This window comes from Cohnella ginsengisoli (assembly GCF_029525555.1).
Classification (GTDB): Bacteria; Bacillota; Bacilli; order Paenibacillales; family Paenibacillaceae; genus Cohnella; species Cohnella ginsengisoli.
In genome coordinates this window covers 2,076,076-2,101,711 of the sequence record NZ_JAPDHZ010000002.1, presented here as the reverse complement: position 1 = coordinate 2,101,711, position 25,636 = coordinate 2,076,076, and the positions used below count along the sequence as shown (strand labels likewise).

The following is a 25,636-nucleotide window of genomic DNA, read 5'->3' as shown; positions in this document are numbered from 1 at the left end:
TACTCTTCAAGATTATGGTTGCGAAATGGGTGCGAGCTTCCGGATGGGGGCGCACTCGTTTCGTTTTTTTAATTCGGGATGCATGTTCCGTTACGGTGATGCCTCCGGAATCCGATGACGTTCGAAGCCGCGGTACGCGGCGGCAAACGGTGCGTACGAGCGGAACGGAATTCGGTTTAGTTCGGGAAAACGGTGCGCCTTGAGAGGAGCATCCCCGCGGAATGCCCGTAAATAGCGGTCTCGCGCCGCCCGAATTTAGTTTATTGTCCCCGTGCCGAAACCGAGGGCATACTGGGGACATCCCGATCGAAGCGCTTTCAAGTGACGGAGCACGCAGCGTTCATGGCGACTCCCCCAAGCGGCGGTAAGATGGGCGAACCTATTCATAAGATAAGGGGTTGTGACAATGGCACCAAAGATGACGAAGGCAGCAAGCCTGTCGCTGGCAGCCGTACTCGCAAGCATGAGCCTGCTGAGCGCATGTTCATCCAATTCGAACTCGGATGCAGGGAACGCCGCAAGCGGCGGATCATCGGCTTCGGCCGGCTCCGCATCCTCGCCTGCCGCCTCGGGCAAGCAGGTCACGCTTAAGGTCGAAATCTTCGACCGCGGCAATGCGCCAAGTCCTTATACGATCACGGACAACTACCTGAGCAAGTACATCCAAGACAACTTCGGCACGCCGAACAATATTAAGATGGAGTTCGTGCCGGTGCCTCGCTCCGAGGAGATCAAAAAAGCTGAACGTGCTGATGGCCAGCGGCAGCGACGTGCCTGATATCGTGTTCACGTACGATTCCGGCACCTTCAATCGATACGCGGCGCAGGGCGGTCTGACGGACCTGACGGACGCGCTGAATCAATACGGCCCGAACCTGAAGACGTTCCTGGGCGAAGACACGCTGAAGTACGGCCAAGTGGACGGAAAGCAGTATGCCATATCAGGAAAACGGGCGATTCTCGGGAAATATTCCGGCTTTATCCGCAAGGATTGGCTTGACAAGCTCGGCATGAAGGAGCCGACGACGACCGATGAACTGTACAACGTGCTGAAGGCGTTTAAGGAAAAGGATCCGGGCAATACGGGCGGCAAGGTGATCCCGTACGGCATGACGATCGCTCCTGGACAATACGACCCGGTCATCTGGTCGTTTATCAAGCCGCTCAACGAAGAGCAGCAGTACACGCTGACGCAGAAGCTTGGCTCCAACGACTATCCGACGCTGCTGCCCGGCTTCAAGGACGCCCTGCAGTTCCTGAACAAGCTGTACAATGAAGGCCTCGTCAGCAAGGACTTCGGTCTCGACGAGGACAAGAAGCAACTGACCCAAGACGTTCAGAACGGCCTGGTCGGCTACTTCACGGACGACTTTGATAACTTGTATTACGCAAACGGCTCCTACGACAACCTGAAGAAGACGGTGCAGGGCGCCAAGATCGATCCGGTCGACGCGCTCACCAATTCCGAAGGCAAGCACGCGAAGCCGGAATACGCGCCGAACGCGATGTACATCATGGTGCCGAAATCGAGCCAGCGTGTAGCCGAGGCGATCAAGTACCTCGACTGGATGAGCCAGACCGACAACATGGTCGCGCTTCAGAACGGCGTCGAAGGCGAGAACTACACGATGCAAAACGGCATTCCGGTCGCCAAGGCGGACGCGCCGCAGAACGTTCTTGACCGCCTGTTCACCTCCGGCGATACCGCGATCCTTGCCAACGGCAAATTCGCCGGCGACGACGAGAAGAACAAGCAAGCGCTCGTTGCAGGCTTCCCGCAAGAGAATCAGGCGGATCTTCGCAAGGCGCTGGACATCTCGGTAACCGACACGTTTAAGCCGGTTCTGTTCGACAAGCCGATCGAAGCCGAAGGCAAGTACGGCACGGCGCTGCAAGACAAGTACGACGAGATGATCGTCAAGACCGCGACGGCCAAGCCGGACAAGTTCGAGAGCGCCTATGATGCTGCGCTTAAGGATTACATGCAGAGCGGCGGCCAAGCGATTCTCGACGAGCGCACCAAGGCTTATCAAGCGATGAAGACCAAATAAAGACAGAGTAAGGCGGTAGAAATGGCGGCCGCGAAGCCGCCATTTCATACCCCGCGCGTAGGGAGAGGAGAGTGATAAAGATGAGAGGAACCACTTACATTCGCCGTTATTGGCAGTTATACGCCTTGCTTGTCCTGCCTCTCGCCTATTTCGTCATTTTCAAATACGGTCCCATGTGGGGCGTTCAAATCGCGTTTAAGGACTTTAACTTTTTCCAGGGCATTAACGGCAGCAAATGGATCGGCCTCGACGCCTTCCGCGAGGTGTTCCATTCCCAAGACTTCACGAAGACGCTGCGCAATACGCTCATGCTGAATGTGTTGGACCTGATCGTCTCGTTCCCGGCACCGCTCATACTGGCGATCATGCTGTTCGAGGTCAAGTTCCAATGGTTCAAGCGGCTGTCTCAAACGATCTTGTACATTCCCCATTTTATATCCTGGGTTATCATAGGCGGCATCGTGTACCAGGTGTTCGGTACGCAGTCCGGTCTGATCAACAATCTGCTCGAGTCGCTCGGCATGGATGCCGTGCCGTTCCTGACGAACAAGCATTACTGGCTCGGCACTTACCTGGTGACGGGCATGTGGCAGAGCGCGGGTTGGGGCACGATTCTGTACCTGGCGGCGCTCACCGGCATTAACCGCGATCTGTTCGAAGCGGCCGAGGTGGACGGCGCGGGACGGTTCAAGCGCATCTGGCATATCACGCTGCCGGGACTGAAGACGACGATCGCCACGCTGCTGATCATCAATCTTGGCAATATGATCGCGATCGGCTTCGACCGCCCGTTCGTCATCGGCAACAAAATGGTTATGGACTTCTCCGACGTGCTCAGCACCTACGTTTACCGCACGGGCCTTGAGTCTGGCCAGTATACGCTGGCGACGGTCGTCGGCTTGTTCCAGGCGGTGGTCGGCCTCGTATTCGTGCTGGGCGCCAACTTCGCATCCAAGAAACTGACGGAGGAAAGTATCCTGTAGTCATCCGCTAAGAGGAGTGGTCAACGGTGAACGAACGTACGTCCAATCGGATATTCGATACGGTCAACGTCATTTTAATTACACTTTTTGTGCTGGTCTGCTTGGCGCCCTTCTTCCACATCATCGCGATCTCGCTCAGCTCCAACCGCGCAGTTACGTCGGGCGCAGTCACGCTGTGGCCCGTCGAGCTGGACCTGCACGCCTACCGCAGCGTGCTGTCGGATATGTCTATGATTCACTCGCTCGGCTTCACCGTTTTCCTCACCGTGCTCTCCACCTTGCTGTGCATGGCGATGACGATTGCGGCGGCCTATCCGCTGACGCATACGAAGCTGAAGGGCCGCAAGATTTTCATGCTGATCATCGTGATCACGATGTTTTTCAGCGGCGGCATCATTCCCGAATACATCCTGGTCAAGAATCTTCACTTGCTGAATACAGTCTGGGCGCTCGTGCTTCCGGGATTAGTCAGCCCCTTTTATCTGATTATTCTGATTTCTTTCTTCAACGGCATTCCGAAGAGCCTCGTCGAAGCCGCCGAGATCGACGGCGCCAGCCTGATCGGCAGCCTTGTCAAGATCATCCTTCCGCTCTCGCTGCCGGTGCTGGCCACGCTCAGCCTCTTCTATGCGGTCGGGCGTTGGAACGGGTTCCAGGATACGCTGCTATACATTACCAAGACCGAGCTCTACCCCTTGCAGCTGAAGCTTTATCAACTGGTCCAGAACAATATGGTCTCGGACCTGACGCGAAACGAAGGGCCCAGAAACGTCGCTGCGACGCCTGAGAGCCTGAAGGCGGCGAGCGTCATATTTGCCACTGTGCCGATCCTGATCGTCTATCCGTGGCTGCAGCGCTACTTCGTCAGCGGCGTCATGCTCGGAGCGGTCAAGGGATGAGCGGCATCGATAAAACGGGCTACTCGTTCTCGACCTGCTGGAACATCAAGCGCCATGCGACCGGCCGGGACATGATCGAGGAGATTCGCAGTCTCGGCTTCCGGCAAGTGGAGCTCAATTACAACGTCACGGAAGAGCTGTTGACGACGATCGAGCCGATGATCGAGCGGGGCGAAATCGGCGTATCGAGCGTGCACAATACGTTTCCGCATGTTGCGGACCCGGATTACGGCACGGACTCGGTGCTGCTCGGCTTCGAGGACGCGGAGAGACGCGGACGGGCGATCGAGCTGCTCGTCCGCTCCGCCGAGTACGCGCACCGGTACGGGGCGAAGGCCGTCGTCGTCCATCCGGGCGAAGTGCCGTTTCCCTACGATATCAGCCGCAAGCTGCAGGAGATCTATCGGGAAGAAGGACCGGATGCGAAGGCGTACCGGACCTTGTGGGACGAGATGCTGGAGCGTCGGCAAGCGCTGGCCGGCGGGTATCTCGCGCGCATCCGCGACAGTCTGGAGCAGGCTTCCGAGACCTTGGCCGCACGAGGCTACGACCTGATCCTCGGCATCGAGACGCGCTCGCGCTGCAATCAGATCCCTACGCTTGCCGAGGCCAGATGGATCATCGACGAGCTCAAGGGCTCGCCGGTTAAATTGTGGTTCGACATCGGGCACGGGATGATGATGGAGCGGATGGGGCTGTACGACAATGCCGCCGAGCTGCCGGGCTTGATCGACGATATCGGCGGGCTGCACATCCACGAGACGATCGGCCTGTCCGATCATTGGTGTCCGTACGTCCACAGCGGCGACGACGAGACGTTCGACCTGTTCCTCGAAGCGATCGGCCGCGTCCCGCTTAAAGTATACGAGCTCAAAGCGGCCTGCGAGCCGGAGGCGATTCACCGCAGTCACGGGATACTGCAACAAAAGCTGTCGGCGCGAAAGGGAGCGCCCGGTTCGGAGCCGGCGGCGGACGGAGGGATTCAAGCGTGAAAAACGCCTATCGGAACGTATTCGAGATCAACGACAATTGGGTGCGGGAGGGCATGGACCGCCAGGACCTGGACGAAAACAGCCGCAGCTACGGCGGCATCCTGAGCGCCGAATACGGCCTCGCTTCGCCGAACCACTCCACCGGGACGCCCATGACGATGGCCATCTGGGCGGCTTCGCTGTGCAATCCGGACTCTCCCTATTACCGGGACGAGGAGCTGGCGGCTAGATTCGCGCTCGCCGCCCGCTACATGGTCGGCGCGCAGCACGAGGACGGCACGATCTCGCCAGGCTGGACCAACTTTCACTCGCCGCCGGATACGGCGTTCGTCGTCGTCGGCTATGCGCAGGTGTACCAGCTGCTCGCGCAGGACGATTGGGCGCCGCTTCGCGAGGCGGCGGCCGACGTCCGCCTGTTCCTCGAACGGACGATCCCGGCATTAGTTACGGGCGGCGTCCACACGCCGAATCACCGCTGGGTCGTCAGCGCCGCGCTTGGCTTCCTGCATGAGCTGTTCGGCGCGCCGGAGACGCTGCAGCGCGCGGAGCAGTGGATCGCCGAGGGCATGGACATCACGCCGGACGGCGAATGGACCGAGCGGAGCAACGGCATCTACAACGCGGTGAGCGACATTATGCTCGTTCATGCGGCCCGTCTGTTCGGGAAGCCCGAGCTGCTCGCGCCCGTCCGCGCCAACCTCCGCATGATGCTCTACCTCGTTCATCCGAACGGCGACGTCGTGACCGATTACTCCGGCCGCCAGGATTTCGGACACAAGCACGACCTATCCTCCTATTATCTGCCCTACGCCATGATGGCGCATCTCGACGAGAATGCCGAGTTCCAGGCGGCCGCCAATCTCGCTTACGGACAGTTGCGGCATCCAGGCAGCTGCCCGACGAACGCCGCGGTCCGGCTGCTGCTCGATCCGTCGCTTCGGGAGCAGGCCGTGCGGCCGGCCGAGCTGCCGACCGAATACCGCAAGCTGCTGCATGCGGACTTCCCGCGGCAGCAATACCTGGCGGCGATGGAGAGCGCGGGTCATAACGGCCGAATCTATCACAGCCGGCTGCATCCCGACTTCGGCGCCGCCGTCGCCCGGGTGCGCAAAGGGGACGAGAGCGTCACGATCAGCGCGGAGACGCCGTCGTTCTTCGCCTTGCGGCATGGCGCCGCGCGGCTGCTCGGCGTCCAGGTCGCGACCTACTTCGCGCCGGGCTTCGTTCCGATGAACAGCCTGGTCGAAGCGGAGGGCGGATATCGCCTGGCAGGGGAGCAGCACAAAGGCTACTACGGACCGGTGACGGCCGAGCGCCTGCCGTCGACGGCGGCCGAGGCGACGAGCCCGTGGTATCTGCTGCCTCACCATCAGCGCGAAGAGACGCATGTACAGCGGCTTCGCGTAGCGGTGGACGTCGTCGAGGCGGCGGACGGCTGGGAGCTCGTCATCCGTTCAAGCGAGCCGGAGGAATTGATGACGCAGATCTCCGTCATTCTGGCCGCGGACGGCGAGCTGTCCGGCGGCGAGCTGGCGCCCGCGGGCGCGGGCAAGCAGTTCTGGAAGTCCGGCACGTTGCGATACGAAGCGGGCGGGGACGCGCTTGAACTGAGCGGCGGCGCCTATGCGCATACGGCCGGCTTCGTCCGCGAGGCGAACCTGCCTTTCGACTGCCAAACGCTGCTGCTGAACGTCGTCACGCCGTTCGAGACGCGGATCCGCATCCGGACCTTGCCGCGCGCTTAAGATGGATTGCGATTTTAGCCCTTTGGCTATTTTTCCTTGAGCCATTTTGCTTTTTGCCATTTTGTCATTTTTAGCCTGGAGTGATCAACCATGACCGAATATATCGAACGGCGCGAGAGCATCGGCTATTGGCTGGGCGAGGACGCCGCCGGCATCCTCGGCACGGTGGCCGGGCGTTACTTGGGCGCCAATCCCGAGATTCCCTTCGCGCTTCGCGCATTTTCTGCGGACGGCATTCTCCAGACCGATGAAGGCTATTACGACTTCGACCTGGCCAGGCGGCTGCCGGAAGCGCGGCACGGAGAGGTCGCTTATGCGTGCGGATTCGTATGGAGCGATGACGAGCGCTCGCTGGACGCGGGGATCATGCCGTTCAGTCCGGTTCGTTTTTACCTGAACGAAACGCTGCTGTACCGCTCCGGCGCGGTCGACGAGATGAAGCCGGACGCCAAGGCCGTCGTCCCGCTCCTGCTGCGCAAGGGCTGGAATTCGCTCCTGCTTGAAATGCGCAAGACGGAAGCGGGTTTCGGCTGCCGGTTCGGCGCGGAGGAAGGCAAGGTGCGTATTCTGCAGGTGCTCGCGCCGTTCGCCGAACGCCGCGAGACCGCGGGCTGGGCGTACTCCGGCGCGCTGCCGCAGGCTCTGTATGGCGAAGGGCTCGGGGTTCCCCGACTTCGGCGGGAAGGAAACGGACACGGGCATCGCCTGGCTGCCTGCGCGCGAGTGGCCGGCAGCTGCGGCGGCGCGGCCGAACTTCGAGCGCATCTTCGGCGTGCCGGAGGGTGCGGCCGCAGGCTATGCCTGGAGCAGGCTGCCGCTGACCGCGCGAGGCGAGACCAGCTCCTGGCGGGGCTGGGCGTACGGCCCGCTGACCGTCTGGCTGGACGGGCAGCCGATCATCGAGCTGGCCGAGGCGGGCGCGTTCAAGCGCGAGCTGCCGCTGGCGTTCGCGGAGGGCCATGTGCTGGTCCGCGCGGAGACGGGCGAGCAAGGCTGGGGCTTTGAACTTGCCGTGTCCGCGGCATCCGGCGGTCCGGTGCCATTCGGGCTGCCGGCGCCGGTTCACGGCGACGGCTTGGCCGGCGGCTGGCTGTATGCGGGACCGCTGCCGGCGGATCATGACGAGGCGCCGGCAGCGGTGCAATCGGTCAAGCGGCTGTTCAAGCTGGCCGACGGCGCGGCCGCGGCGGGCGCCCGCGGCATGACCGGCTGGGCGCTGGACGGCCCGGCTTTTAAGCTGCGGCCCTATTATGAGAACGCGATGCTGAGCAACCGCTGGACGGCGGGCGCGGCGACCAACTTCGGCCGCTGGGACTACCCGCTCGGCGTGACGATGTACGGCCTGCTGCAGACCGCCCGCGAGCTCGGTCGTCCGGAGATCGGGGACTATGCCCGCGCCCATATCGACAGCTGCACCGACTGGTACGAATACTCCCTTTGGGACAAGGCTGCCTATGGCTTTCCTTCGATTAATCACCAGCTCGTGCTGATGAAAATGCTGGACAATTGCGGCTCGTTCGGCTCGGCGATGTTGGAAGCATATCCGTCCGAAGGCAACGCGGATTACCTGGGCATCGCGGACTTCATCGCGAACCGGCTGGAGCGGCGCGACGACGGCGCGTATTATCGCCTCTGCGTCGGCGAATACTCGGCCGACACGATGTGGGCGGACGATCTGTACATGAGCGCGCCGTTTCTGAGCCGCTACGCGGGCATTACCGGGAATCGGCAGTACCTGGACGACGCGGCAAGCCAGTTCCTGCATTACCGGCGGTATCTGTACATGGAAGACCGGGGCGTCATGAGCCATGTTTACGACTTCAAGTACGGCAAGGCGACGCGCATCCCGTGGGGCAGAGGCAACGGCTGGACGCTGTTCTCGCTGTCGGAGCTGCTGGAGCGGCTGCCTGCGGAGCATGCGGACCGGCCGGCGCTGCTCGCCTTCTTCCGCGAGCTGTGCGCGGGCATCGCGGCCCAGCAGGGCGAGTCCGGCCTGTGGCGCCAGGTGCTGACCGATCCGGACGCGTACGAGGAGGCCTCCTGCACGGCGATGTTCGCCTACGCCTTCGCGCGAGGCGTGCGCTTCGGATGGCTCGAGGACGCAGCGCGCTATACCGAAGCCGCGCTGCGCGCCTGGCGGGGACTCGCCGCGAAGGCGATCGATCGCCAAGGCAACGTGCACGGCGTGTGCAGCGGCTCGCGCTATTCTTTTACCGCGGACTACTACAAATACGATCTGCTCACCGTCGTCAACGACAACCATGGGACGGGCATCATGATGCTGGCGGGCGTGGAGATCTGCCGGCTCGAGACCTTCCTGCGCGAGCGGGATTCGTCGGGGACGCCCGGGGCCGTGCAGGCGCGAAGCGGCGTTTGATCGACAAGACGAACAGACCCAGAAACGGCGAGACCGGCGAGCGGCCGAGAGGAGAGAGTAAAGTGACCCTACGATTAACGATGGCCCAGGCGCTGCTGAAGTTTCTGGACAACCAATATATATCGGTAGACGGCTTTGAGACGAAGTTCGTGCAAGGCGTGATGGGCATCTTCGGCCACGGCAACGTGACCGGCATCGGCGAGGCGCTGGAGCGCAGCGCGGGCGAGCTCGTCTACGTGCAGGGCAAAAACGAGCAGGGCATGGTTCACGCGGCCGCCGCCTACGCGAAGCAGAAGAACCGCCGGCAGATCTGGGCGTGCACGTCGTCCATCGGCCCGGGGGCGCTCAATATGGTGACGGCTGCCGCGACCGCGACGGTCAACCGGATTCCGGTGCTGCTGCTGCCCGGCGACAACTTCGCCGGCCGCCAGCCCGATCCGGTGCTGCAGCAGCTGGAAGTGGCGTCCGATTACAACATCTCCGCAGCGGACGCCTTCAAGCCGGTCAGCCGTTATTGGGACCGGATCGTCCGGCCTGAACAGCTGATGGCGGCGTCGCTGCAGGCGATGCGCGTGCTGACCGATCCTGCCGAGACGGGCGCGGTGACGCTGGCGCTGCCGCAGGACGTGCAGGCCGAGGCATACGACTATCCGGACGAATTTTTCGTGAAACGCGTGCATGTCGTCGACCGTCGTCCGCCGTCGGCAGCGGCTATCCAGCGGGCAACGAGGCTGATCGCCGGCGCCAAGCGGCCGCTCGTCATCGCGGGCGGCGGCGTGCTGTACGCGGACGCGACGGCCGAGCTGGCGGCGTTCGCGGAGCGCTTCGGCATGCCCGTGGCGGAGACGCAGGCGGGCAAGAGCGCGCTGCCTTGGGATCATCCGCTGAACCTGGGCGCGATCGGCGTGACCGGCTCGCTGGCCGCCAACCGGGTCGCCGCGGAGGCGGATCTCATTATCGGGATCGGCACGCGGTACTCGGACTTCACGACGGCGTCGAAGCGGGCGTTCAGGAGCGAAGGCGTGAAGTTCGTGAACCTGAACGTGCAGGCCGCGGACGCGGCGAAGCTGGAAGGGACCGCGCTTGTCGCGGACGCGAAGGCGGGGCTCGCCGCCCTGCAAGCTGAATTGGAGGCGGCCGGCTACCGCAGCGCGTACGCCGAGGGCGAGCTTGCTTCGCTGAAGGCCGAGTGGGATCGCGAGGTGGACCGGCTCTTCGCGGCTGAGCATGCGGACGGTCTGTCCCAGACGCGGGCGCTCGGGGTCATCCAGGAGACGATCGACCCGACGTCGGTCGTCGTCTGCGCGGCGGGCAGCCTGCCCGGGGACCTGCATCGCCTGTGGCGTCCCGCGCAGCCCAAGACGTACCACATGGAATACGGGTTTTCCTGCATGGGCTACGAGGTGGCCGGCGCGTTCGGCGCCGCGCTGGCCGAGCCGGCGCGCGAAGTGTATGCGTTCGTGGGCGACGGCAGCTACCTCATGATGCATTCGGAGCTGGTCACGAGCCTGCAGGAAGGCCGCAAGATCACGATCCTGTTGTTCGACAATCACGGCTTCCAGTGCATTCACAACCTGCAGCGCGCGAACGGCAGCGACGGCTTCGGCAACGAATTCCGCTACCGCAGCGCCGATACGGGCCGCTTGACCGGCAGCCCGATGCCCATCGGCTTCGCGGCGCATGCGCGCAGCCTGGGCGCTGCCGCATATACGGCACGGACGCCGGATGAGCTGCGCGAGGCGCTGGCGCAAGCCAAGCAGGAGACGAAGACCACGCTGATCGAGATCCCGGTCGTGCCCGGCACGAACACGGACGGCTACGAATCGTGGTGGCGCGTCGAAGTGCCGGAGGTATCCGCCTCGCCGAAGGTCGTCGCGGCGCAGCGGGAGATGGCGGCGAGGACCGAGGAAGCGAAGCCTTACTAATAGCGTTATTTAATTATAGAAGAAGAGGTGAGCCGCATGGCAGATCGGCCGTTTAAGCTAGGCATTCATCCGATCAACTGGGTGGGCGAAGACGTGGCGGAGCACGGCGCGGACACGACCTTCGAGACGATCGCGGACGATATCGCGTCCCTCGGCCTGACCGGGACGGAGATGGGACGCAAGTTCCCCAAGGATCCGGCCGTGCTGAAGCGGGAGCTCGATGCCCGGGGCATCCGGCTCGTGTCTCAGTGGAAGTCCGTGCTGTTCTCCGATCCGGCTTACCTGGAACGGGAGCTTGAGGATTACCGCCGCCATGCGGCGTTCCTGGCCGAGTTCGGCAGCACGGTCATCAGCACGGCCGAGGTCGGAGGGTCCCTGCACTTCGACCCCCGGCGTACGCCTGCGGAGAAAACGGTGCTGCGGTTGGACGAGGCGGGCTGGGACAGTCTCGCAAAGGGACTGAACGCAGCAGGAGAGATTGCGCGTAGTTTCGGCATGAAGCTGGCGTACCACCATCACGGCGGCACGGTCGTCGAGCAGCCGGAAGAGATCGACGAGCTGCTACGCCGGACCGACCCTGCGCTCGTTCACCTGCTGTACGATACGGGCCACGCTTTTTACGGCGGCTCCGATCCGCTGGCGCTGCTGCGCAAGCATTACGACAGAGTCGCCTATATCCATCTGAAGGACATTCGGCCGAAGGTGCTCGCCGAAGCCCGGACGGAAGGCGTAGACTTCGTCACCTGCATCCGCAAAGGGGTGTTCACCGTCCCCGGCGACGGCTGCATCGACTTCGAGCCGATCGTGCGCGAGCTGCTGGCGCGCGGCTACGACGGCTGGGCGATGCTGGAGGGCGAGCAGGATCCGGCGCTCCACCAGCCCCGCGAATACGCGCACAGGGCGATCGTATATCTCGACGCGATCCTGGACCGGGTTCAAGGGACTGCCGACACAAGGGAGGCGTAAACGATGGGAATCATCGAGTTTAACGCGGCTAAAAAAGACCGACTTCGCGGCCATCGGCCGCCTGTGCATCGACTTGAACGCCAACGAGATTAACCGGCCGATGGAGGAGACGCTCACGTTTACAAAATACGTAGGCGGCTCTCCGGCCAATATTTGCATCGGCATGTCCCGGCTTGGCCTCGCCACGGGCTTCATCGGCAAGGTGGCGGACGACCAGATGGGCCGATTTATCGCGCAATATCTTGCCAAAGAAGGCATCGACGCGTCGAGCGTATCGATCGACCGCACCGGCGCGACGACCGGGCTCGCGTTTACCGAGATCAAGAGCCCGACCGATTGCAGCATCCTGATGTACCGCGACAATGCCGCCGATCTGCTGCTGGCGCCGGACGAGGTGAGCGAGGCGCTCGTCGCGGACGCCAAGATGCTGCTCATCTCCGGAACCGCGCTCGCGGCCAGTCCGTCGCGGGAGGCGGTATTCCTCGCGCTCGACTACGCGAAGCGCCATGGCGCCGTCATCGCGTTCGATCTCGACTACCGGCCTTATACGTGGCGCTCGGAGCAGGAGACGGCCGTCTACTACAATCTTGCCGCCGAGAAGTGCGACATCATCCTCGGCACGCGCGAGGAGTTCGACATGATGGAGCGGTTCGAGCGCAATCCGGAACGCGACGACCGCGTCACGGCATCCAAGTGGTTCGCGTACAGCGCGCAGCTCGTCGTCATCAAGCACGGCAAGGAAGGCTCCGTCGCCTATACGAAGGACGGGGCCTCGCACACGGCCCGCAGCTTCCCCGCGAAGGTCGTCAAGACGTTCGGCGCCGGCGATTCGTATGCGGCGGGCTTCCTGTACGGCCTGCTGCAAGGCTGGGAAGTCGAGCGCTGCATGGAGTTCGGAAGCGCGGCGGCCTGCATCGTCATCTCCAGCCACAGCTGCTCGGACGCGATGCCGACGACAGGCGCCGTCCACGATTATATCGAACGCTGCAACCGCGGCGAGATTACCGCGAACAGCTAGTCTGCCAGAACAACCAGAATGAGATTGGAAAGGGGCCATCACGCCATGACAAATCGAATCGACGCCGCGGTGGAGACGCTGAGCAACCGGATCGGAGGCAAGCAGGTTCCGTCCGCCTCCGGCAAGGTGGAGCCGGTATACAACCCAGCCACCGAAGAGGTGATCGCCTACGTTCCGCTGTCGACTAAGGCGGACGTGGACGCGGCGGTTCAAGCGGCCGCGGAAGCGGGACGCGCATGGGCGAAGACGGCGGTGCCCCGCCGCGCCCGGATCCTCTTCAAATATCAGCAGCTGCTCGTCGAACGCTGGGACGAGCTGGCCAGGCTCATCACGATCGAAAACGGCAAAAGCTATGCCGAGGCCCACGGCGAGGTGCTGCGCGGCATTGAATGCGTCGAGTTCGCCGCCGGCGCGCCGTCGCTCATGATGGGCAAGCAGCTGCCCGACATCGCGACGAACCTGGAGTCGGGCATGTACCGCTATCCGGTCGGCGTCGCAGCGGGCATTACGCCGTTCAATTTCCCGATGATGGTGCCGTGCTGGATGTTCCCGCTGGCGATCGCCTGCGGCAACGCGTTCGTGCTCAAGCCCTCGGAGCGCACGCCGCTTCTGGCGCAGCGGCTCGCCGAGCTGTTCGACGAAGCCGGGCTGCCGCCGGGCGTGCTGAACATCGTGCACGGCGCGCATGACGCGGTCAACGGCATCCTCGAGCATCCCGGCATCGCGGCCGTCTCGTTCGTCGGCTCGCAGCCGGTCGCCGAGTACGTGTACAAGACCGCCTCGGCGCACGGCAAGCGCGTCCAGGCGCTGGCCGGCGCTAAAAACCACAGCATCGTCATGCCGGACGCCGACCTCGACGCGGCGGTCACCCAGATCGTCGCCGCCGCCTTCGGCTCCGCGGGCGAGCGCTGCATGGCCTGCTCCGTCGTCGTGGCGGTCGGCGACGTCGGCGACGCGCTGGTGGAGAAGCTAAAGCAGGCGGCGGACGCGATCTCGATCGGCAACGGCCTGGAGGAGGGCGTCTTCCTCGGCCCGGTTATCCGCGATTCGCACAAGGCCCGCACGCTCGGCTATATCGAAGCCGGCAAGCAGGAGGGCGCGAAGCTCGTGCGCGACGGACGTCTGGATGCCGCTTCGGACGGCAAGGGCTACTTCGTCGGGCCGACGATCTTCGACGACGTCGCCTGCGAGATGAAGATCTGGAAGGACGAGATTTTCGCGCCGGTGCTGGCCGTCATGCGCGCTGCGACGCTGAGCGAGGCGATCGAGATCGCCAACCGCTCCGAATTCGCGAACGGGGCCTGCCTGTTCACGGACAGCGGCAGCGCCGTGCGCCAATTCCGCGAGAATATCGACGCCGGCATGCTCGGCATCAATCTGGGCGTGCCCGCGCCGATGGCGTTTTTCCCGTTCTCGGGCTGGAAGAAGTCGTTCTACGGCGATCTCCACGCGAACGGAACGGACGGCGTCGAGTTCTATACGCGCAAAAAAATGGTGACGGCCCGGTGGTAAGCGGGCGCACGAGCCGGAATCGAGCCCGAGCGCGAGCAAGAGCCCGAGTCCGAGCCTGAGCTCGAGCCAAAGCCGTGTTCTGGCAGGCTCAGAGCGCCGGACTGCATTTGCGGCCTTCCGGGCGGCAACGCCCGAACGAACGGTCTTACGCGGAATCAGCAGGGAGGAATCTAGGTTGAGCAACACTTTGAATACGATCGGCATCGGCGTCATCGGCGCCGGCCGAATCGGCAAGATCCATGCGGACAATCTGCTCCGCATGCACGGCGTCGCGGTCGCGGCGATCGCGGACCCGTTCGCGGGCGAAGCGCTCGCGGCATGGGCCGCGGAGCGCGGCATCGCCCGAGTGACGGCCGATGCGAGCGAGCTCTTGACGGATCCGGCTATTGAAGCGGTCATCATCTGCTCGCCCACCGACACCCACGTCCCGCTGATCGTGGAGGCGGCGGCGAACGGCAAAGCGATTTTCTGCGAAAAGCCGGTCAGCATGAGCGTCGAAGGCACGAGAGAAGCGCTGCGCGCGGTCGCGGCTGCGGGCGTCAGCCTGCAGATCGGCTTCAACCGGCGGTTCGACCATAACTTCCGGCGCGTGAAGGAGATCGTCGAAGAAGGCCGGGTCGGCGAGCCGCACCTGATCAAGATCACCTCCCGCGATCCGAGCCCGCCGCCGATCGCGTACGTCAAGGTATCCGGCGGACTGTTCATGGACATGGCGATCCACGACTTCGACATCGCCCGCTTCCTCTCCGGCAGCGAGGTGGAGGAAGTATTCACGCAAGGCGCGGTGCTGGTGGATCCGTCCATCGGCGAAGCCGGCGATATCGACACGGCGATCACGACGCTGAAGTTCGCGAGCGGCGCGCTCGGCGTCATCGACAACAGCCGCAAGGCGGTATACGGCTACGATCAGCGGGTCGAGGTGTTCGGCTCCGGCGGCAGCGTGGCGATCGCCAACGACTACCCGAACACGGCGGTCGTAAGCGGACCGGACGCCATCACGCGGGATAAGCCGCTGCACTTTTTCCTCGAGCGGTATACGGAAGCTTATCGGGACGAGATGCGCCAGTTCGTCGACAGCGTGCGGCTTGGCCAGCCCGTGCCGGTAAGCGGACAAGACGGCCTGCAGGCGGAGCTGATCGCCCTGGCGGCGAAGCGCTCGCTCGAGACGGGACGTCCGGTCAAGCTGGCGGAGCTCGCCGAAGCCGGCCTGGCCGCGGAAGCATAAGAGAGGAGGAGCACGGATGGGCATGTCCGAGTTGATCGTACCTTCGCGCGCGGTTCCCGACGAACGGGGCTGCGTGCTGTCTATCTCGCCGGAGAGCGCCGGATGGACGTATGTCGGCTTCGAGGCGTTCCGGCTCGCGGTCGGAGACAAGCTCGGCCGGGAGACCGGCGGTCTGGAGGCGGCGCTCGTGCTGCTGTCCGGCCGCGCGGACGTAAGCGCCGGCGGACAGACGTGGCGGGACGTCGGCAAGCGCATGAGCGTATTCGAAAAGACGCCGCCTTACACCGTCTACGTGCCGTCGGGCAGCCAGTGGGACCTGGAGGCGTTGACCGACGTGGAGCTGGCGGTCTGCCTGGCGCCCGGCCGCGGCGGACATGCGGCGCGGCTGATCTCGCCGGACGGCGTCGGGGTGGAGCACCGGGGCAGCGGCAGCATGTCGCGCCTCGTGCACAACATCCTCCCGGAGAGCGAGCCTGCGGACAGCTTGCTCGTCGTCGAAGTGTTCACGCCGGCCGGACACTGGTCCAGCTATCCGCCGCACAAGCACGACCAAGACGACCTGCCGAACGAGTCGCTGCTGGAGGAAACCTACTACTTCCGCGTGCAGCCCGAACAGGGCTTCGCGGTGCAGCGCGTCTACACCGACGACCGCTTGCTCGACGAGACGCTCGCCGTCAAGGACCGCGAAGCGGTGCTCGTGCCCCGCGGCTACCACCCCGTATCCGCGCCGCCGGGCTACGACGTCTATTACCTGAACGTCATGGCCGGCCCGACGCGCGCGTGGCGCTTCCACAACGACCCCCATCACGCCTGGCTGATGCGCTGACGCACATACAAAATGAACCGCACCGGATTCGGTGCGGTTTTTTTGCTGGAGCAGAACGACATTGCCCCAAATAAGCATAATTGCAAACTGTGATGGAGGCCGGCAGACTGGAGCGAGGCGATAAGTGTTAAAAAGCGCGTCTGCATTTATTTTCGCGGACCTGAACCCTCTAACGAAAATATCAGCATATTTGCAGCAATCGTACCGAACCGCTCACAGCCGCAATACGGTCACCTGCTCGCCATCGCAAATCTCCCCCGTTCTCCCGGAAACCGCAGCTTTCATAAAGTTTTTTGGCGGCAGCGTTGTCGCGCTTGTACGGGAGCCAGCAGAACTGCGCAGGTCCGGCGGGAAAGGTGCGGATGAACTTTAAAATTTCCGCCATCGCCTCGCGACCGTAGCCCCGGTTCTGATGGCGCTCGTCGATCATCAGCCGCAGGATGCAGTAGTTGCCGTCAGCGACGGACGGGAGCTCGTATCCGGTTATCCCGTAGGTCAACATGACAAATCCGACCGGCTGCTCATCCGCGTAGATGGCGAACGGAAAGGGATGTCCGCCGTTGGTCGCCAGTACATAACAAGATGCGACGCTCGACAGGTTGGATGCGACATACTTACGCTGATCTTCCGACACTTCGAGGTTGAAGACGGCGCGCCGATTATCGAGCGTGATTTTTCTGAGCGTGATCATGCCGAACCCTCCGTTCGTTTTCTCGCCTAGCGGCTTTCATGTCTATTCTCCTCCGCGCACGCTGCCTGCCCCGACGACCGTCGCGTCGCGAAGCTCTTGGATGTCCTGCATCGGCGGCCGGCCGTACAAGCGGGCGTATTCCCGGCTGAATTGCGAGGGGCTCTCGTAGCCGACGCGGAAAGCCGCCTCGGCCGCCGGCAAGGCTTCGGTCAGCATGAAGCGTTTCGCTTCTTGCAGGCGCACCGTTTTCTGATACTGCAGCGGACTCATCGCGGTAACGCGCTTGAAGTGCTTGTGGAACGCCGACACGCTCATATTGACGGCACCCGCCAGCTCTTCGACGCGAAGCGGGCGCTGGTATTGCCGGTTGATCAACCGGACAGACTGGGCGATGAGATGCGATTGGCTGCCGACCGTCGCGAATGAGCGAAGGAGCGGACCTTGCTCGCCTTGCAGCAAGCGGTACACCATTTCGCGGATGACGAGGGGAGCCAATACCGGAACGTCCTCTGGCGCGTCCAGCAGTTCGACCAGCCGACAAGCGGCTTCGAGCAAGGCGGGGGACATGCGGCTCACGGTAATGCCGCGGCTAGCTTCCGAAGAGACGAGCTCGGGACGCCGGATCTCGCCGGCGATGTCCAGGATGACGTCGGGGTCGAAGCAGAGTTTCAAGCTTAAGTAGGGAACTTCGGGCGAAGCCTCGACGATTTTGCCGAAGATCGGCAGCTCGACGGAAGTCACCAGGTACGTCATCGGATCGTAAGTGTAGGTTCCGTCCGCCAGGGCGGCCGTCTTGGCGCCCTGCGCCACGATGCAGATGGAGGGCTTGTATACGGACTCCAACGGTTCGGACGTCCGCACGGCATGCAATAGCGTCAAATCCGGTATGGCGGTTTGACGCGTGCCGCTTGTCGGAGCATGGCGTCGAATGGCGTGCGCCAATCGCTGCCGGGCTTGCTCCATGCGCGTGGATTCGTTCATCGGTCGCCGGCTCCTTCCGCTCGGATCGCGTTTCTTTTCATCATACCCAGCCCGAAGAGGATTAGGCAAGGATCGAAGACGTCTGTTCTACCTGGCGTCGGCTAAACTTGCCTATAATGAGTACATAAGGTCCGACGCAGACAGCGTGGCGGCCGATTCAACCCAAAGGAGAGATTCGATATGGAATTGCAGGGAAAAGTCGCGATCGTAACGGGAGCTTCGAGAGGAATCGGGCGGCAGATCGCGATTCAACTGGCCGCATCCGGCGCGAAGGTGGTCGTCAATTATGCCTCGAATCCGGGCAAAGCGGAGGAGGTCGTACAGACGATCGAGCAAGCCGGCGGAGAAGCGGCCGCCATCGGCGCCGACGTGAGCAAGGTGAGCGACGTCGAGGCGCTGTTCGAGCGGACGCTCGGGCAATACGGGCGCGTCGACATTGTCGTCAACAATGCCGGCGTTATGGACAACGCGGCGATCGCGGAAGTGACGGAGGCGGCGTTCGACCGTCAGTTCGCCATCAACGTGAAGGGGACGTACTTCGCTTGCCAGCAAGCGATGAAGCATATGTCTCCGGGCGGCGCCATCATCAACTTCTCGACCTCCGTGGCGGGCGCGATGCTCCCGACTTACAGCGTCTACGCGGCGACCAAAGGCGCCGTCGAGCAGCTGACTCGCCAACTGGCCAAGGAATTCGGTCCCAAGGACATCACGATCAATTGCATCGCGCCGGGACAGGTGTCGACCGAGCTGTTCTTGACCGGCAAATCCGAAGAGCTGGTCGATTCGTTCCGCCGGATGAACGCGTTCGGACGTCTCGGAGAGCCGGAGGACATCGCGAATGCGGTGGAGCTGCTCGCCGGCGACAAAGGCCGCTGGATCACGGGACAGACCCTTCGCGTAAACGGCGGATTCAATTAAAAGACGGCCCGGTTATAGGCCGCCGCGGCAAGCTTAATCTGCCGGCATTTAACCTCTGCGATCAGCAGGGGTTATTTTGTATGTTCACCAAGCGCCGGCTTCCGCCTCGAAATAAGCAAGCACGACGTCGCGGAACTCCAGCGCGGCCTGCGAGAGGTACCGGCGCTTGTGCCACAGTAACGCGATCTCCCGCGTCAATTCGGCATCCGCTATGCGAACATACCGCAGGCTGGCTTGCGGATTCATGGCCGTGCTCGGCATGAAGGCCAGCCCGATATCGGCCTCGACGAGCGCGCTAAGGCGCGCAGGTTCGTCTCCTTCGTACACATACTGCGGCGCGAATCCGGCCGTTCGCAGGCAGACGGCGTCCACCGAATCGCGAATGCCATAGCCCTTTTTTTACGCTGACGAACCATTCGTCCTTCAGCTCGTCCAGCGACACACTGACGCGGTCCGCGAGCCGATGCCCCTTCGGCACCGCCAGCACGACCGGGTCGACGCACACGATCCGGCAGTGAATGTCCTCTTCCTCGACCGGCGGCGAAGAGATGCCGAAGTCGACCTCTCCGCGATGAAGCATCGCGACCATGTCCGCCAAGCCCACCATTTGAACGTGAAATTGGACGAAAGGGCGCTTTTTCCGGAACGCGCTCAAAATGCCGGGCAGCGTGCTCGCGGTCGTCACCGCCAGTCTAAGCTTGCCCGCCTTGAGGTCGGACAGATCGGCGAGCTCCTGTTGGCCTTGCTCCAGTTCAAACAATGCCCGCTCCGCGCGCGGCAGGAACCGGCTGCCGTAGTCGTTCAACCGCAGCTGCCTGCCCGTCCGGTCGAACAACGGCGCGCCAAGGCTCTCCTCCAGGCGCTGGATCGTTTTGCTGAGCGACGATTGGGTCACGTGCAGGCTCCGCGCCGCCTCGGTCATATGTTCCAGCCGGGCGACCGCGATAAAGTATTGCAACTGGAGAAGCTCCATGCCAACGCCTCGATTCATTCCCTGTAGTCAATGTAAGTATAGCTTAAAATGCGTTGGAGTAAATGGATTTCTTTAAGTAATATAGTCGTAAGACGCACGAGAGGGGAAGCGCAAAATGGATGTCCGCAGCAGAAAGCTGTTGATCGCAGTCGGATTGGGCATTTTATTAAATCCGTTAAATTCTTCGATGATCGCCGTCGCGATCGCGCGGCTGCAGCAGGAATACAGGCTCGATTTTACGGAAGTTTCATGGATCATTTTCTCTTTTTACATCGCGAGCGCGATCGCCCAGCCCGTCATGGGCAAGGCCAGCGATATGTTCGGCCGCAAGAAGATCTTCCTGGCGGGGCTCGTCGTATCCTTCTTCTCCTCGCTGCTGGCGCCCCTGTCGCCGAGCTTCGGATGGCTGATCGCGGCGCGCGTCGTCCAGTCGATCGGCACGAGCATGATGATCGCGGTCGGCATGGCGATCGTCAGAATTCACGTGACGGAAAAACAGGCGACGGCGCTGTCGGTGTTGTCGGTTTTTTTTGTCGGGCGCCTCGGCGATCGGCCCTTTTGCGGGCGGCGTGCTGCTGGAGCGATGGGACTGGCAAGCGCTTTTTTATCGTCAATCTTCCGTTCGTGGCGGCGAGCTTCCTGTTGGCCCGGCGTACGATTCCCGACGACGGTCCGGGGGCGGCAGGCGACGGCAAGCCGACTTTTGGAAAATGGATAGCGAAAATCGACGCGATCGGCATTCTGCTTTTTGCCGCGGGATTGCTGGGTCTGCTCATGGGCTTGCTGTCCATGAAGTCCGCCGGGCATGCCTCGCTCGCGAACATCGCTGCCGGATCGGTCGGCCTTGCGGCGCTGGCGATGTTCGCGAGGCGCGAGCTGACGACGGCGTCGCCATTTATCCCGCTGCGCGCTTTTGCCGAATATCCGGCGATGACTGGGGTCAACGTTCAATTCATGCTCGTCAACCTGCTCTATTACGCGCTCTTCTTCAGCATTCCATCTTATCTGCAAACCGTTCGGCATGTCGGCGAGTTCCATACGGGGGTTCTGATGCTGACGCTCGGCCTTTGTTCGCTCGTCGCTTCTCCGTTCGCGGGAAAATGGATCGACAAAGCGGGTCCGAGACCCGCACTGATCGCGGCGGCTTTGCTCATGACGCTGGGCTCCTCGTGGCTCGTCACGCTGACCGAAACTTCGCCTGTCATCGGCGTGAGCCTGGCCTTGGCCGCCTTCGGGATCGGCAACGGGCTGAACGCCGTCGGTATGCAAGCAGCCCTGTTCAAAAGCTCGCCTAAAGAAATGGCCGGCGTAGCCTCCGGGCTCTTCCTTACCTCGCGATATCTCGGGACCATATTATCTTCGCTGCTGACGGGCGTCATCATGGGCAGGACGTTCAGCTTTGCCGGCTTCCGGCTGCTCGGCGCGTTTCTCGCGGTCATCGCGATCGTGCTGGTGCTCATGAACCTACGGCGAAGCACGCCGGAGAAGGCGGCGGCCGTCGGGCGTCGTCCATAATTAGCCTCATAAAATTTGTAATTGAAGATAATTCCATATCATAATACAATAGGAATTATGAATCTTTGGTCCTAAACATAGGACTTGCTTACTTGTTTGTAAAAAGGGGGGTTGTGGGATGAAAAGAAAAATGCTCGGCTTGTTAGCGGCGCTCCTCCTTCTTGTCAACGCTGCAGGCGTGCAGGCCGCCACCGCCGCAGCGGCGAAGGTGCAGTTGCTTCCTTCCAACGAATACAAGGAACTGCCCTATGTAAATGACAACGGGAAGAAGGTACAGCTGCGAGGATACAAGAACTTTGAAGTCGATTGGAGCTCAGCGGAAAAAGACGCCTGGCCGGTTATGCTGGATTTAGATCGGCTGCTGCTTCTGAACGGCGGTTATACGAAAGCCATTTCTACAACGGGCGGACGCAAGCTGTGGGAGCAGTATTATTCCGATTTCGATCTTGTATCTTTGCAGGCGTGGGGACAATCGTCGAAAGGAACGATCTTCACGATCCGCAAGAAAATTTTGGATGATACGGTTGACGCCCGGGTGGACCTGATCACCCGCGACGGCAAGGTCAAATCCACCTATTACCTTCCTCATGATGATTACCTATTTCCGGACTTTACATCTGCAATTGGCCTGGATTCTAATGACAACCTCATTACGACGTTAAGCGGAGCGCTCGTTTCCCTTGCTCCGGACGGAAAATTAAACTGGTATAATGACGACTTCGTGGACTGGACCGTTTCTTCTTCATCGGTCGGGAGCTTCGTCTTTACGATGCATGAGACCAATATCAAGGAATTGATCGTAGATGCCCAGAATAACGTACTCGTATTGACCGACTTAAATCATGCTTACTACTTGAACAATTCAGGGAAGCTGTTGTGGGATGCGCAGCTTGATTCGACGCCAAAGGATTGGAGCGCTTCCGGCTATATACAAAAAAAACGGACAGTGGGTCCAGGCGTTCGGCAATCCGACGGCGCGTATGGAAATTTTGGACTTGAACAGCGGGAAGCTGACGAAAGTGAACAAGCCGACCGCGGCTCAGTTGGATATGATCCTGCCCAAAGCGGGAAATGGACGATACTACGTGGAAGCGAATCGCGGAATCGCCCAGATCGATACGACAGGCAAGACGATATGGGAATATCCGCTGAGATTCAACGGTTATTATACGGTCTCGACTATGCTAAGCGATACCAAAGGCAACGTCTATATTCAGGATAACGGGGGCAGCGTGTTCTCCCTAGATGCCGCCGGCAAAGAAAGGTACGTTCTGGCCGTCAAGAACACAGGATCGATTAGCGAGATTCTGGTTGACGGAAACGGGACTCTTTATATAGTAGATACGGAGATGGGCGTTCTGGCCATCAAGCAGAAAAAAGTTAAATAGGCTCGTCCCAATGAAACGAAGCAGCGATCGAATTCCGGTATAAAACCGGGGGACGATCGCCGTTTTTTCATTGCTTTCGTCTCTATTAATCAATGGTGTGATAATATCTTGCTGAATTAATAACAAGAAGAAGGTTGTGAAATGGTGTGTACAGAGGCGTCATTTTGGGACTAGCATCAGTGTTTATTGGCTTATTATTTACTGGTTGCAGTAAATCATTAAATAAGGACTTTACTTTGCAAGCAACTGCTTATGATGGGCGAGTAAAGGTATTCGGAGCGGATGTTAAAGGGTCTCTTGAATCTCTGCGGAAAAAGATGGGTACTAGTCCAAACGCCTCTGTCGCGCTCGGAAGAACATTATCCGTAGCAGCAATGTTGGCATCTGAGCAGAATAAAGGAGAATCCACAATTGTTGAGGTAGACTGTAACGGACCTATCGGAGGAGTTGCTGTGACAGTAACTGCCGGCGGTAAAGTAGTAGGATCCGTTAAGAATGCCAACGTAGAATTAGATTTAAATGATGAAGGGAAATTTAGTGAAAGTAAAACGATTGGTAGTGGTGCAATTATCGTTTCAAAAGTTTCTGATAAAGGTGTTCTAAGTAAAAAATCTTCGCCGATTGTCTCGGGTGAAATGGGTGATGATTTTTCAAACTATTTAGCAAAAGCCGAAAATACGCCTGCTGCTGTAATTGTAGGGGAGCAAATTGATATAGATAACAGCATCATGGTTTCCGGTGGGATTATTGTTGAGATTGTCGGTAAGTTGTCAGATGAAGAACTGGTTGAGTTAGAAGATAAAGTAGATCAAATGGAGCCAATTTCAAGCCAGCTTATGCGCAAAGAATCCATACAAACCATTATTGAAAAACTGATGGGACCAATAGTTGTTATAGAAAAGAAGGATATATTTATCTGAGATAATTAGAGGAGTCGGAATGGACACGGAGTTTTTAGTAAAGTTTTACGAAAGCGATAAGTAAGACGGTTACTCGCATAAATCGAAAGTATATTACTGGATACTTGATACAGAATTAAAAAGAAGCGAAACGGCTGAACATGGACCATTTGAAATTAAAGGGCGTTGAGTCCCATAGAACGAATAATTAAACTTTATTGTTTTCCCCAGCGGCTCATCGCCGTAAATCCTTCGCCATTGAAACTGACTTTCTCGTGCAGGAAATGCACGGCATTCATTCAGGATACGCGGTACGATTGCAGGAGATGCCGAGATGATCTATCGAGTTGAACTAAGAGAGTCTTTGAGGTGTTTGGGGTTTATGGATTGATAAATTCGGATCAAAAAAACAGCATAGTGCGTTGAAGCGGTATTGAAGAAACACTAACCGCGCTAGCTTACTTAATCAAATGTCATGCAAAAAGTGGGGCTGTCGGAACAGCCCCGCTTTTTTTGCGCCTACTGACTTGAATAACCTGTCTTAAACAGGCGACCCCACCGGCGCGACCGACTTGCGCACGATCAGCTTGTTCGGCGTGATGATCTTCCGGCGTTCCTGCTTCGGATTGTCGATGATCGACGCGAGCAGGCGCGCGGCTTCCCTGCCCATGAGCTCCTCTTCCTGGCTGATGCAGGTCGGAGGGACGCTGGACAGCGCCGACAGCTCGTAGTTGTCGAAGAAGACGATCGACAGCTGATCGGGCACCTGGATGCCGATCTCGCGGGCCGCCTCGATCACGGTCAATCCGACCGCGGCGTTAATGGCGAAGACGGCCGTCATGTCCGCGTTTTGCCGCAGGAAGGCTTGAATCTCCGCCTTAATCTCCGGATCCGCCACCCCGTCCTTCAGCACGACGTTGATCCGCTCGCCGTCGAAGTGATGCAGGCGAAGCCGATGCTCCACGGGGATCTGATGCTCCGCGAGCGCTTTTTCGTAGCCGACCAGACGGTCCTCGATGCTCGTCGTCCCTTGATAGGGCGTCGAGATAAAGCCAATCCGGTTATGACCGTTTTCGATCAGATGCGCGGTCGCTTTGTGGGCGCCGTCCACATTGTCCGAGCAGACGCAGTTCGTCTCGATCCCCCGCAAGTAGCGGTCCACCACGACCAGCGGAAATTCGTTCAGCGTGAGCCGCAGAATCTCCTCGCTATAGGACTCCCCGTCGACCGGGAAAACGATAATGCCCTTTACGCCGAGCTGAATGACTTCGCGCAGCACTTCTTTTTCGGTTTCCTGGGAATCGTCGGTCTTGCAGAAAAGCAGCCGGTAATTGAGCTTCGTCAGCTCGCTCTCGATGCCGCTGAGCAGGTGGGCGGTGAACGTGTTCCCGAGTCTCGGCATCAGGTAGGCGACGAGCTGCTTTTCCTCGCGGAGCGAAGGCTCGCCCTCCTGATACAGCTTCGGTTCGCCCGCGAGATCGCGCGAGACGAAGGAGCCTTTGCCCTGGATCCGATAGATCAGGTTGTCCTCGATCAATTGCGCGAGCGCGTTTTTCACGGTAATTCTGCTGACGTTGAACTGCTCCGCGAATTCGTTTTCGGAGGGCAGCCGGTCTCCGGGCTTCCACACCTTGTCCGATATTTGCTTAAATACGTAATCTCGTATTTGTGTATATAACGGGACGCGCTGCACGGCCTTTGCCATCGTTAACACTCCTAACATGATCTATGACAAATATATAACTTAACGCT

General features: G+C 60.5%; 17 protein-coding genes and 4 pseudogenes. 17 read left to right on the top strand and 4 right to left on the bottom strand.

Annotation, left to right across the window (positions count from 1 at the left end; all coding sequences use genetic code 11):
- The first annotated feature begins 406 nt into the window (after positions 1-406).
- From OMP38_RS09825 to iolB, 13 genes and pseudogenes are all read left to right on the top strand, one after another.
- A pseudogene (locus OMP38_RS09825) lies at positions 407-2,051 on the top strand (extracellular solute-binding protein).
- 80 nt (positions 2,052-2,131) lie between these two features.
- Entirely contained in the window at positions 2,132-3,034 is a 903-nt protein-coding gene (locus tag OMP38_RS09820; RefSeq protein WP_277564908.1) for an ABC transporter permease, read from the top strand.
- 26 nt (positions 3,035-3,060) lie between these two features.
- A complete protein-coding gene (locus OMP38_RS09815) occupies positions 3,061-3,933 on the top strand; it encodes a carbohydrate ABC transporter permease (protein WP_277564907.1) in 873 nt (290 codons plus the stop codon).
- A complete protein-coding gene (locus OMP38_RS09810) occupies positions 3,930-4,925 on the top strand; it encodes a sugar phosphate isomerase/epimerase family protein (RefSeq protein WP_277564906.1) in 996 nt (331 codons plus the stop codon). The genes OMP38_RS09815 and OMP38_RS09810 overlap by 4 nt, the downstream gene beginning before the upstream one ends.
- Positions 4,922-6,670: a hypothetical protein gene (locus OMP38_RS09805; RefSeq protein WP_338130450.1), complete on the top strand. Its 1,749-nt coding sequence runs from the start codon at positions 4,922-4,924 to the stop codon at positions 6,668-6,670. Before OMP38_RS09810 ends, OMP38_RS09805 begins: the two co-directional genes overlap by 4 nt.
- A gap of 90 nt (positions 6,671-6,760) precedes the next feature.
- The gene (locus OMP38_RS09800) at positions 6,761-7,675 is read left to right on the top strand and encodes a hypothetical protein (protein ID WP_277564905.1); all 915 of its coding nucleotides are present in this window, start codon (positions 6,761-6,763) and stop codon (positions 7,673-7,675) included.
- A gap of 196 nt (positions 7,676-7,871) precedes the next feature.
- Positions 7,872-9,047 carry a glycoside hydrolase family 88/105 protein gene (locus OMP38_RS09795; RefSeq protein WP_338130494.1) on the top strand — a complete coding sequence of 392 codons (1,176 nt, stop codon included), beginning with the start codon at positions 7,872-7,874 and terminating at the stop codon, positions 9,045-9,047.
- Positions 9,048-9,127: 80 nt separating this feature from the next.
- Positions 9,128-10,972 carry a 3D-(3,5/4)-trihydroxycyclohexane-1,2-dione acylhydrolase (decyclizing) gene (gene iolD / locus OMP38_RS09790; protein WP_277565224.1) on the top strand — a complete coding sequence of 615 codons (1,845 nt, stop codon included), beginning with the start codon at positions 9,128-9,130 and terminating at the stop codon, positions 10,970-10,972.
- Positions 10,973-11,008: 36 nt separating this feature from the next.
- Positions 11,009-11,938 (top strand): myo-inosose-2 dehydratase, encoded by a 930-nt coding sequence (gene iolE, locus OMP38_RS09785; protein WP_277564904.1) that lies wholly within the window; start codon positions 11,009-11,011, stop codon positions 11,936-11,938.
- Positions 11,916-12,956 (top strand): 5-dehydro-2-deoxygluconokinase, encoded by a 1,041-nt coding sequence (gene iolC, locus OMP38_RS09780; RefSeq protein WP_277565223.1) that lies wholly within the window; start codon positions 11,916-11,918, stop codon positions 12,954-12,956. Before iolE ends, iolC begins: the two co-directional genes overlap by 23 nt.
- A gap of 45 nt (positions 12,957-13,001) precedes the next feature.
- Positions 13,002-14,468, top strand: a complete 1,467-nt coding sequence (locus OMP38_RS09775; RefSeq protein WP_277564903.1) for a CoA-acylating methylmalonate-semialdehyde dehydrogenase — start codon at positions 13,002-13,004, stop codon at positions 14,466-14,468.
- A 187-nt stretch (positions 14,469-14,655) separates the two neighbouring features.
- Positions 14,656-15,693, top strand: coding sequence for an inositol 2-dehydrogenase (gene iolG / locus OMP38_RS09770; RefSeq protein ID WP_277565222.1), 1,038 nt, complete (start codon positions 14,656-14,658; stop codon positions 15,691-15,693).
- A 22-nt stretch (positions 15,694-15,715) separates the two neighbouring features.
- The gene (iolB, locus tag OMP38_RS09765; RefSeq protein ID WP_277565221.1) at positions 15,716-16,519 is read left to right on the top strand and encodes a 5-deoxy-glucuronate isomerase; all 804 of its coding nucleotides are present in this window, start codon (positions 15,716-15,718) and stop codon (positions 16,517-16,519) included.
- Between the two features lie 213 nt (positions 16,520-16,732).
- On the opposite strand, the pseudogene OMP38_RS09760 reads toward iolB, so the two are convergent.
- Together OMP38_RS09760 and OMP38_RS09755 are read right to left on the bottom strand one after the other, a co-directional pair.
- A pseudogene (locus OMP38_RS09760) lies at positions 16,733-17,210 on the bottom strand (GNAT family N-acetyltransferase).
- Positions 17,211-17,252: 42 nt separating this feature from the next.
- On the bottom strand, positions 17,253-18,191 hold the full coding sequence (locus OMP38_RS09755; RefSeq protein WP_277564901.1) for an AraC family transcriptional regulator: 939 nt from the start codon (positions 18,189-18,191) through the stop codon (positions 17,253-17,255).
- A 180-nt stretch (positions 18,192-18,371) separates the two neighbouring features.
- On the opposite strand from OMP38_RS09755, the gene OMP38_RS09750 reads away from it, so the two are divergent.
- A complete protein-coding gene (locus OMP38_RS09750; RefSeq protein ID WP_277564900.1) occupies positions 18,372-19,109 on the top strand; it encodes an SDR family oxidoreductase in 738 nt (245 codons plus the stop codon).
- A gap of 84 nt (positions 19,110-19,193) precedes the next feature.
- Here the strand turns inward: OMP38_RS09750 and OMP38_RS09745 are convergent.
- Positions 19,194-20,082: pseudogene (locus tag OMP38_RS09745) on the bottom strand (LysR family transcriptional regulator).
- A gap of 115 nt (positions 20,083-20,197) precedes the next feature.
- On the opposite strand from OMP38_RS09745, the pseudogene OMP38_RS09740 reads away from it, so the two are divergent.
- The 3 genes and pseudogenes from OMP38_RS09740 to OMP38_RS09730 all read left to right on the top strand — a co-directional run bounded on the left by OMP38_RS09740 (position 20,198) and on the right by OMP38_RS09730 (position 23,905).
- Positions 20,198-21,597 (top strand): annotated as a pseudogene (locus OMP38_RS09740) (MFS transporter).
- 118 nt (positions 21,598-21,715) lie between these two features.
- Complete coding sequence (locus OMP38_RS09735) at positions 21,716-22,819, top strand: hypothetical protein (protein WP_277564899.1); 1,104 nt, start codon at positions 21,716-21,718, stop codon at positions 22,817-22,819.
- A 312-nt stretch (positions 22,820-23,131) separates the two neighbouring features.
- Positions 23,132-23,905: an Hsp33 family molecular chaperone HslO gene (locus OMP38_RS09730; RefSeq protein ID WP_277564898.1), complete on the top strand. Its 774-nt coding sequence runs from the start codon at positions 23,132-23,134 to the stop codon at positions 23,903-23,905.
- Positions 23,906-24,425: 520 nt separating this feature from the next.
- On the opposite strand, the gene OMP38_RS09725 is transcribed toward OMP38_RS09730, so the two are convergent.
- Complete coding sequence (locus OMP38_RS09725) at positions 24,426-25,589, bottom strand: GntR family transcriptional regulator (protein WP_277564897.1); 1,164 nt, start codon at positions 25,587-25,589, stop codon at positions 24,426-24,428.
- Positions 25,590-25,636 lie beyond the last annotated feature (47 nt).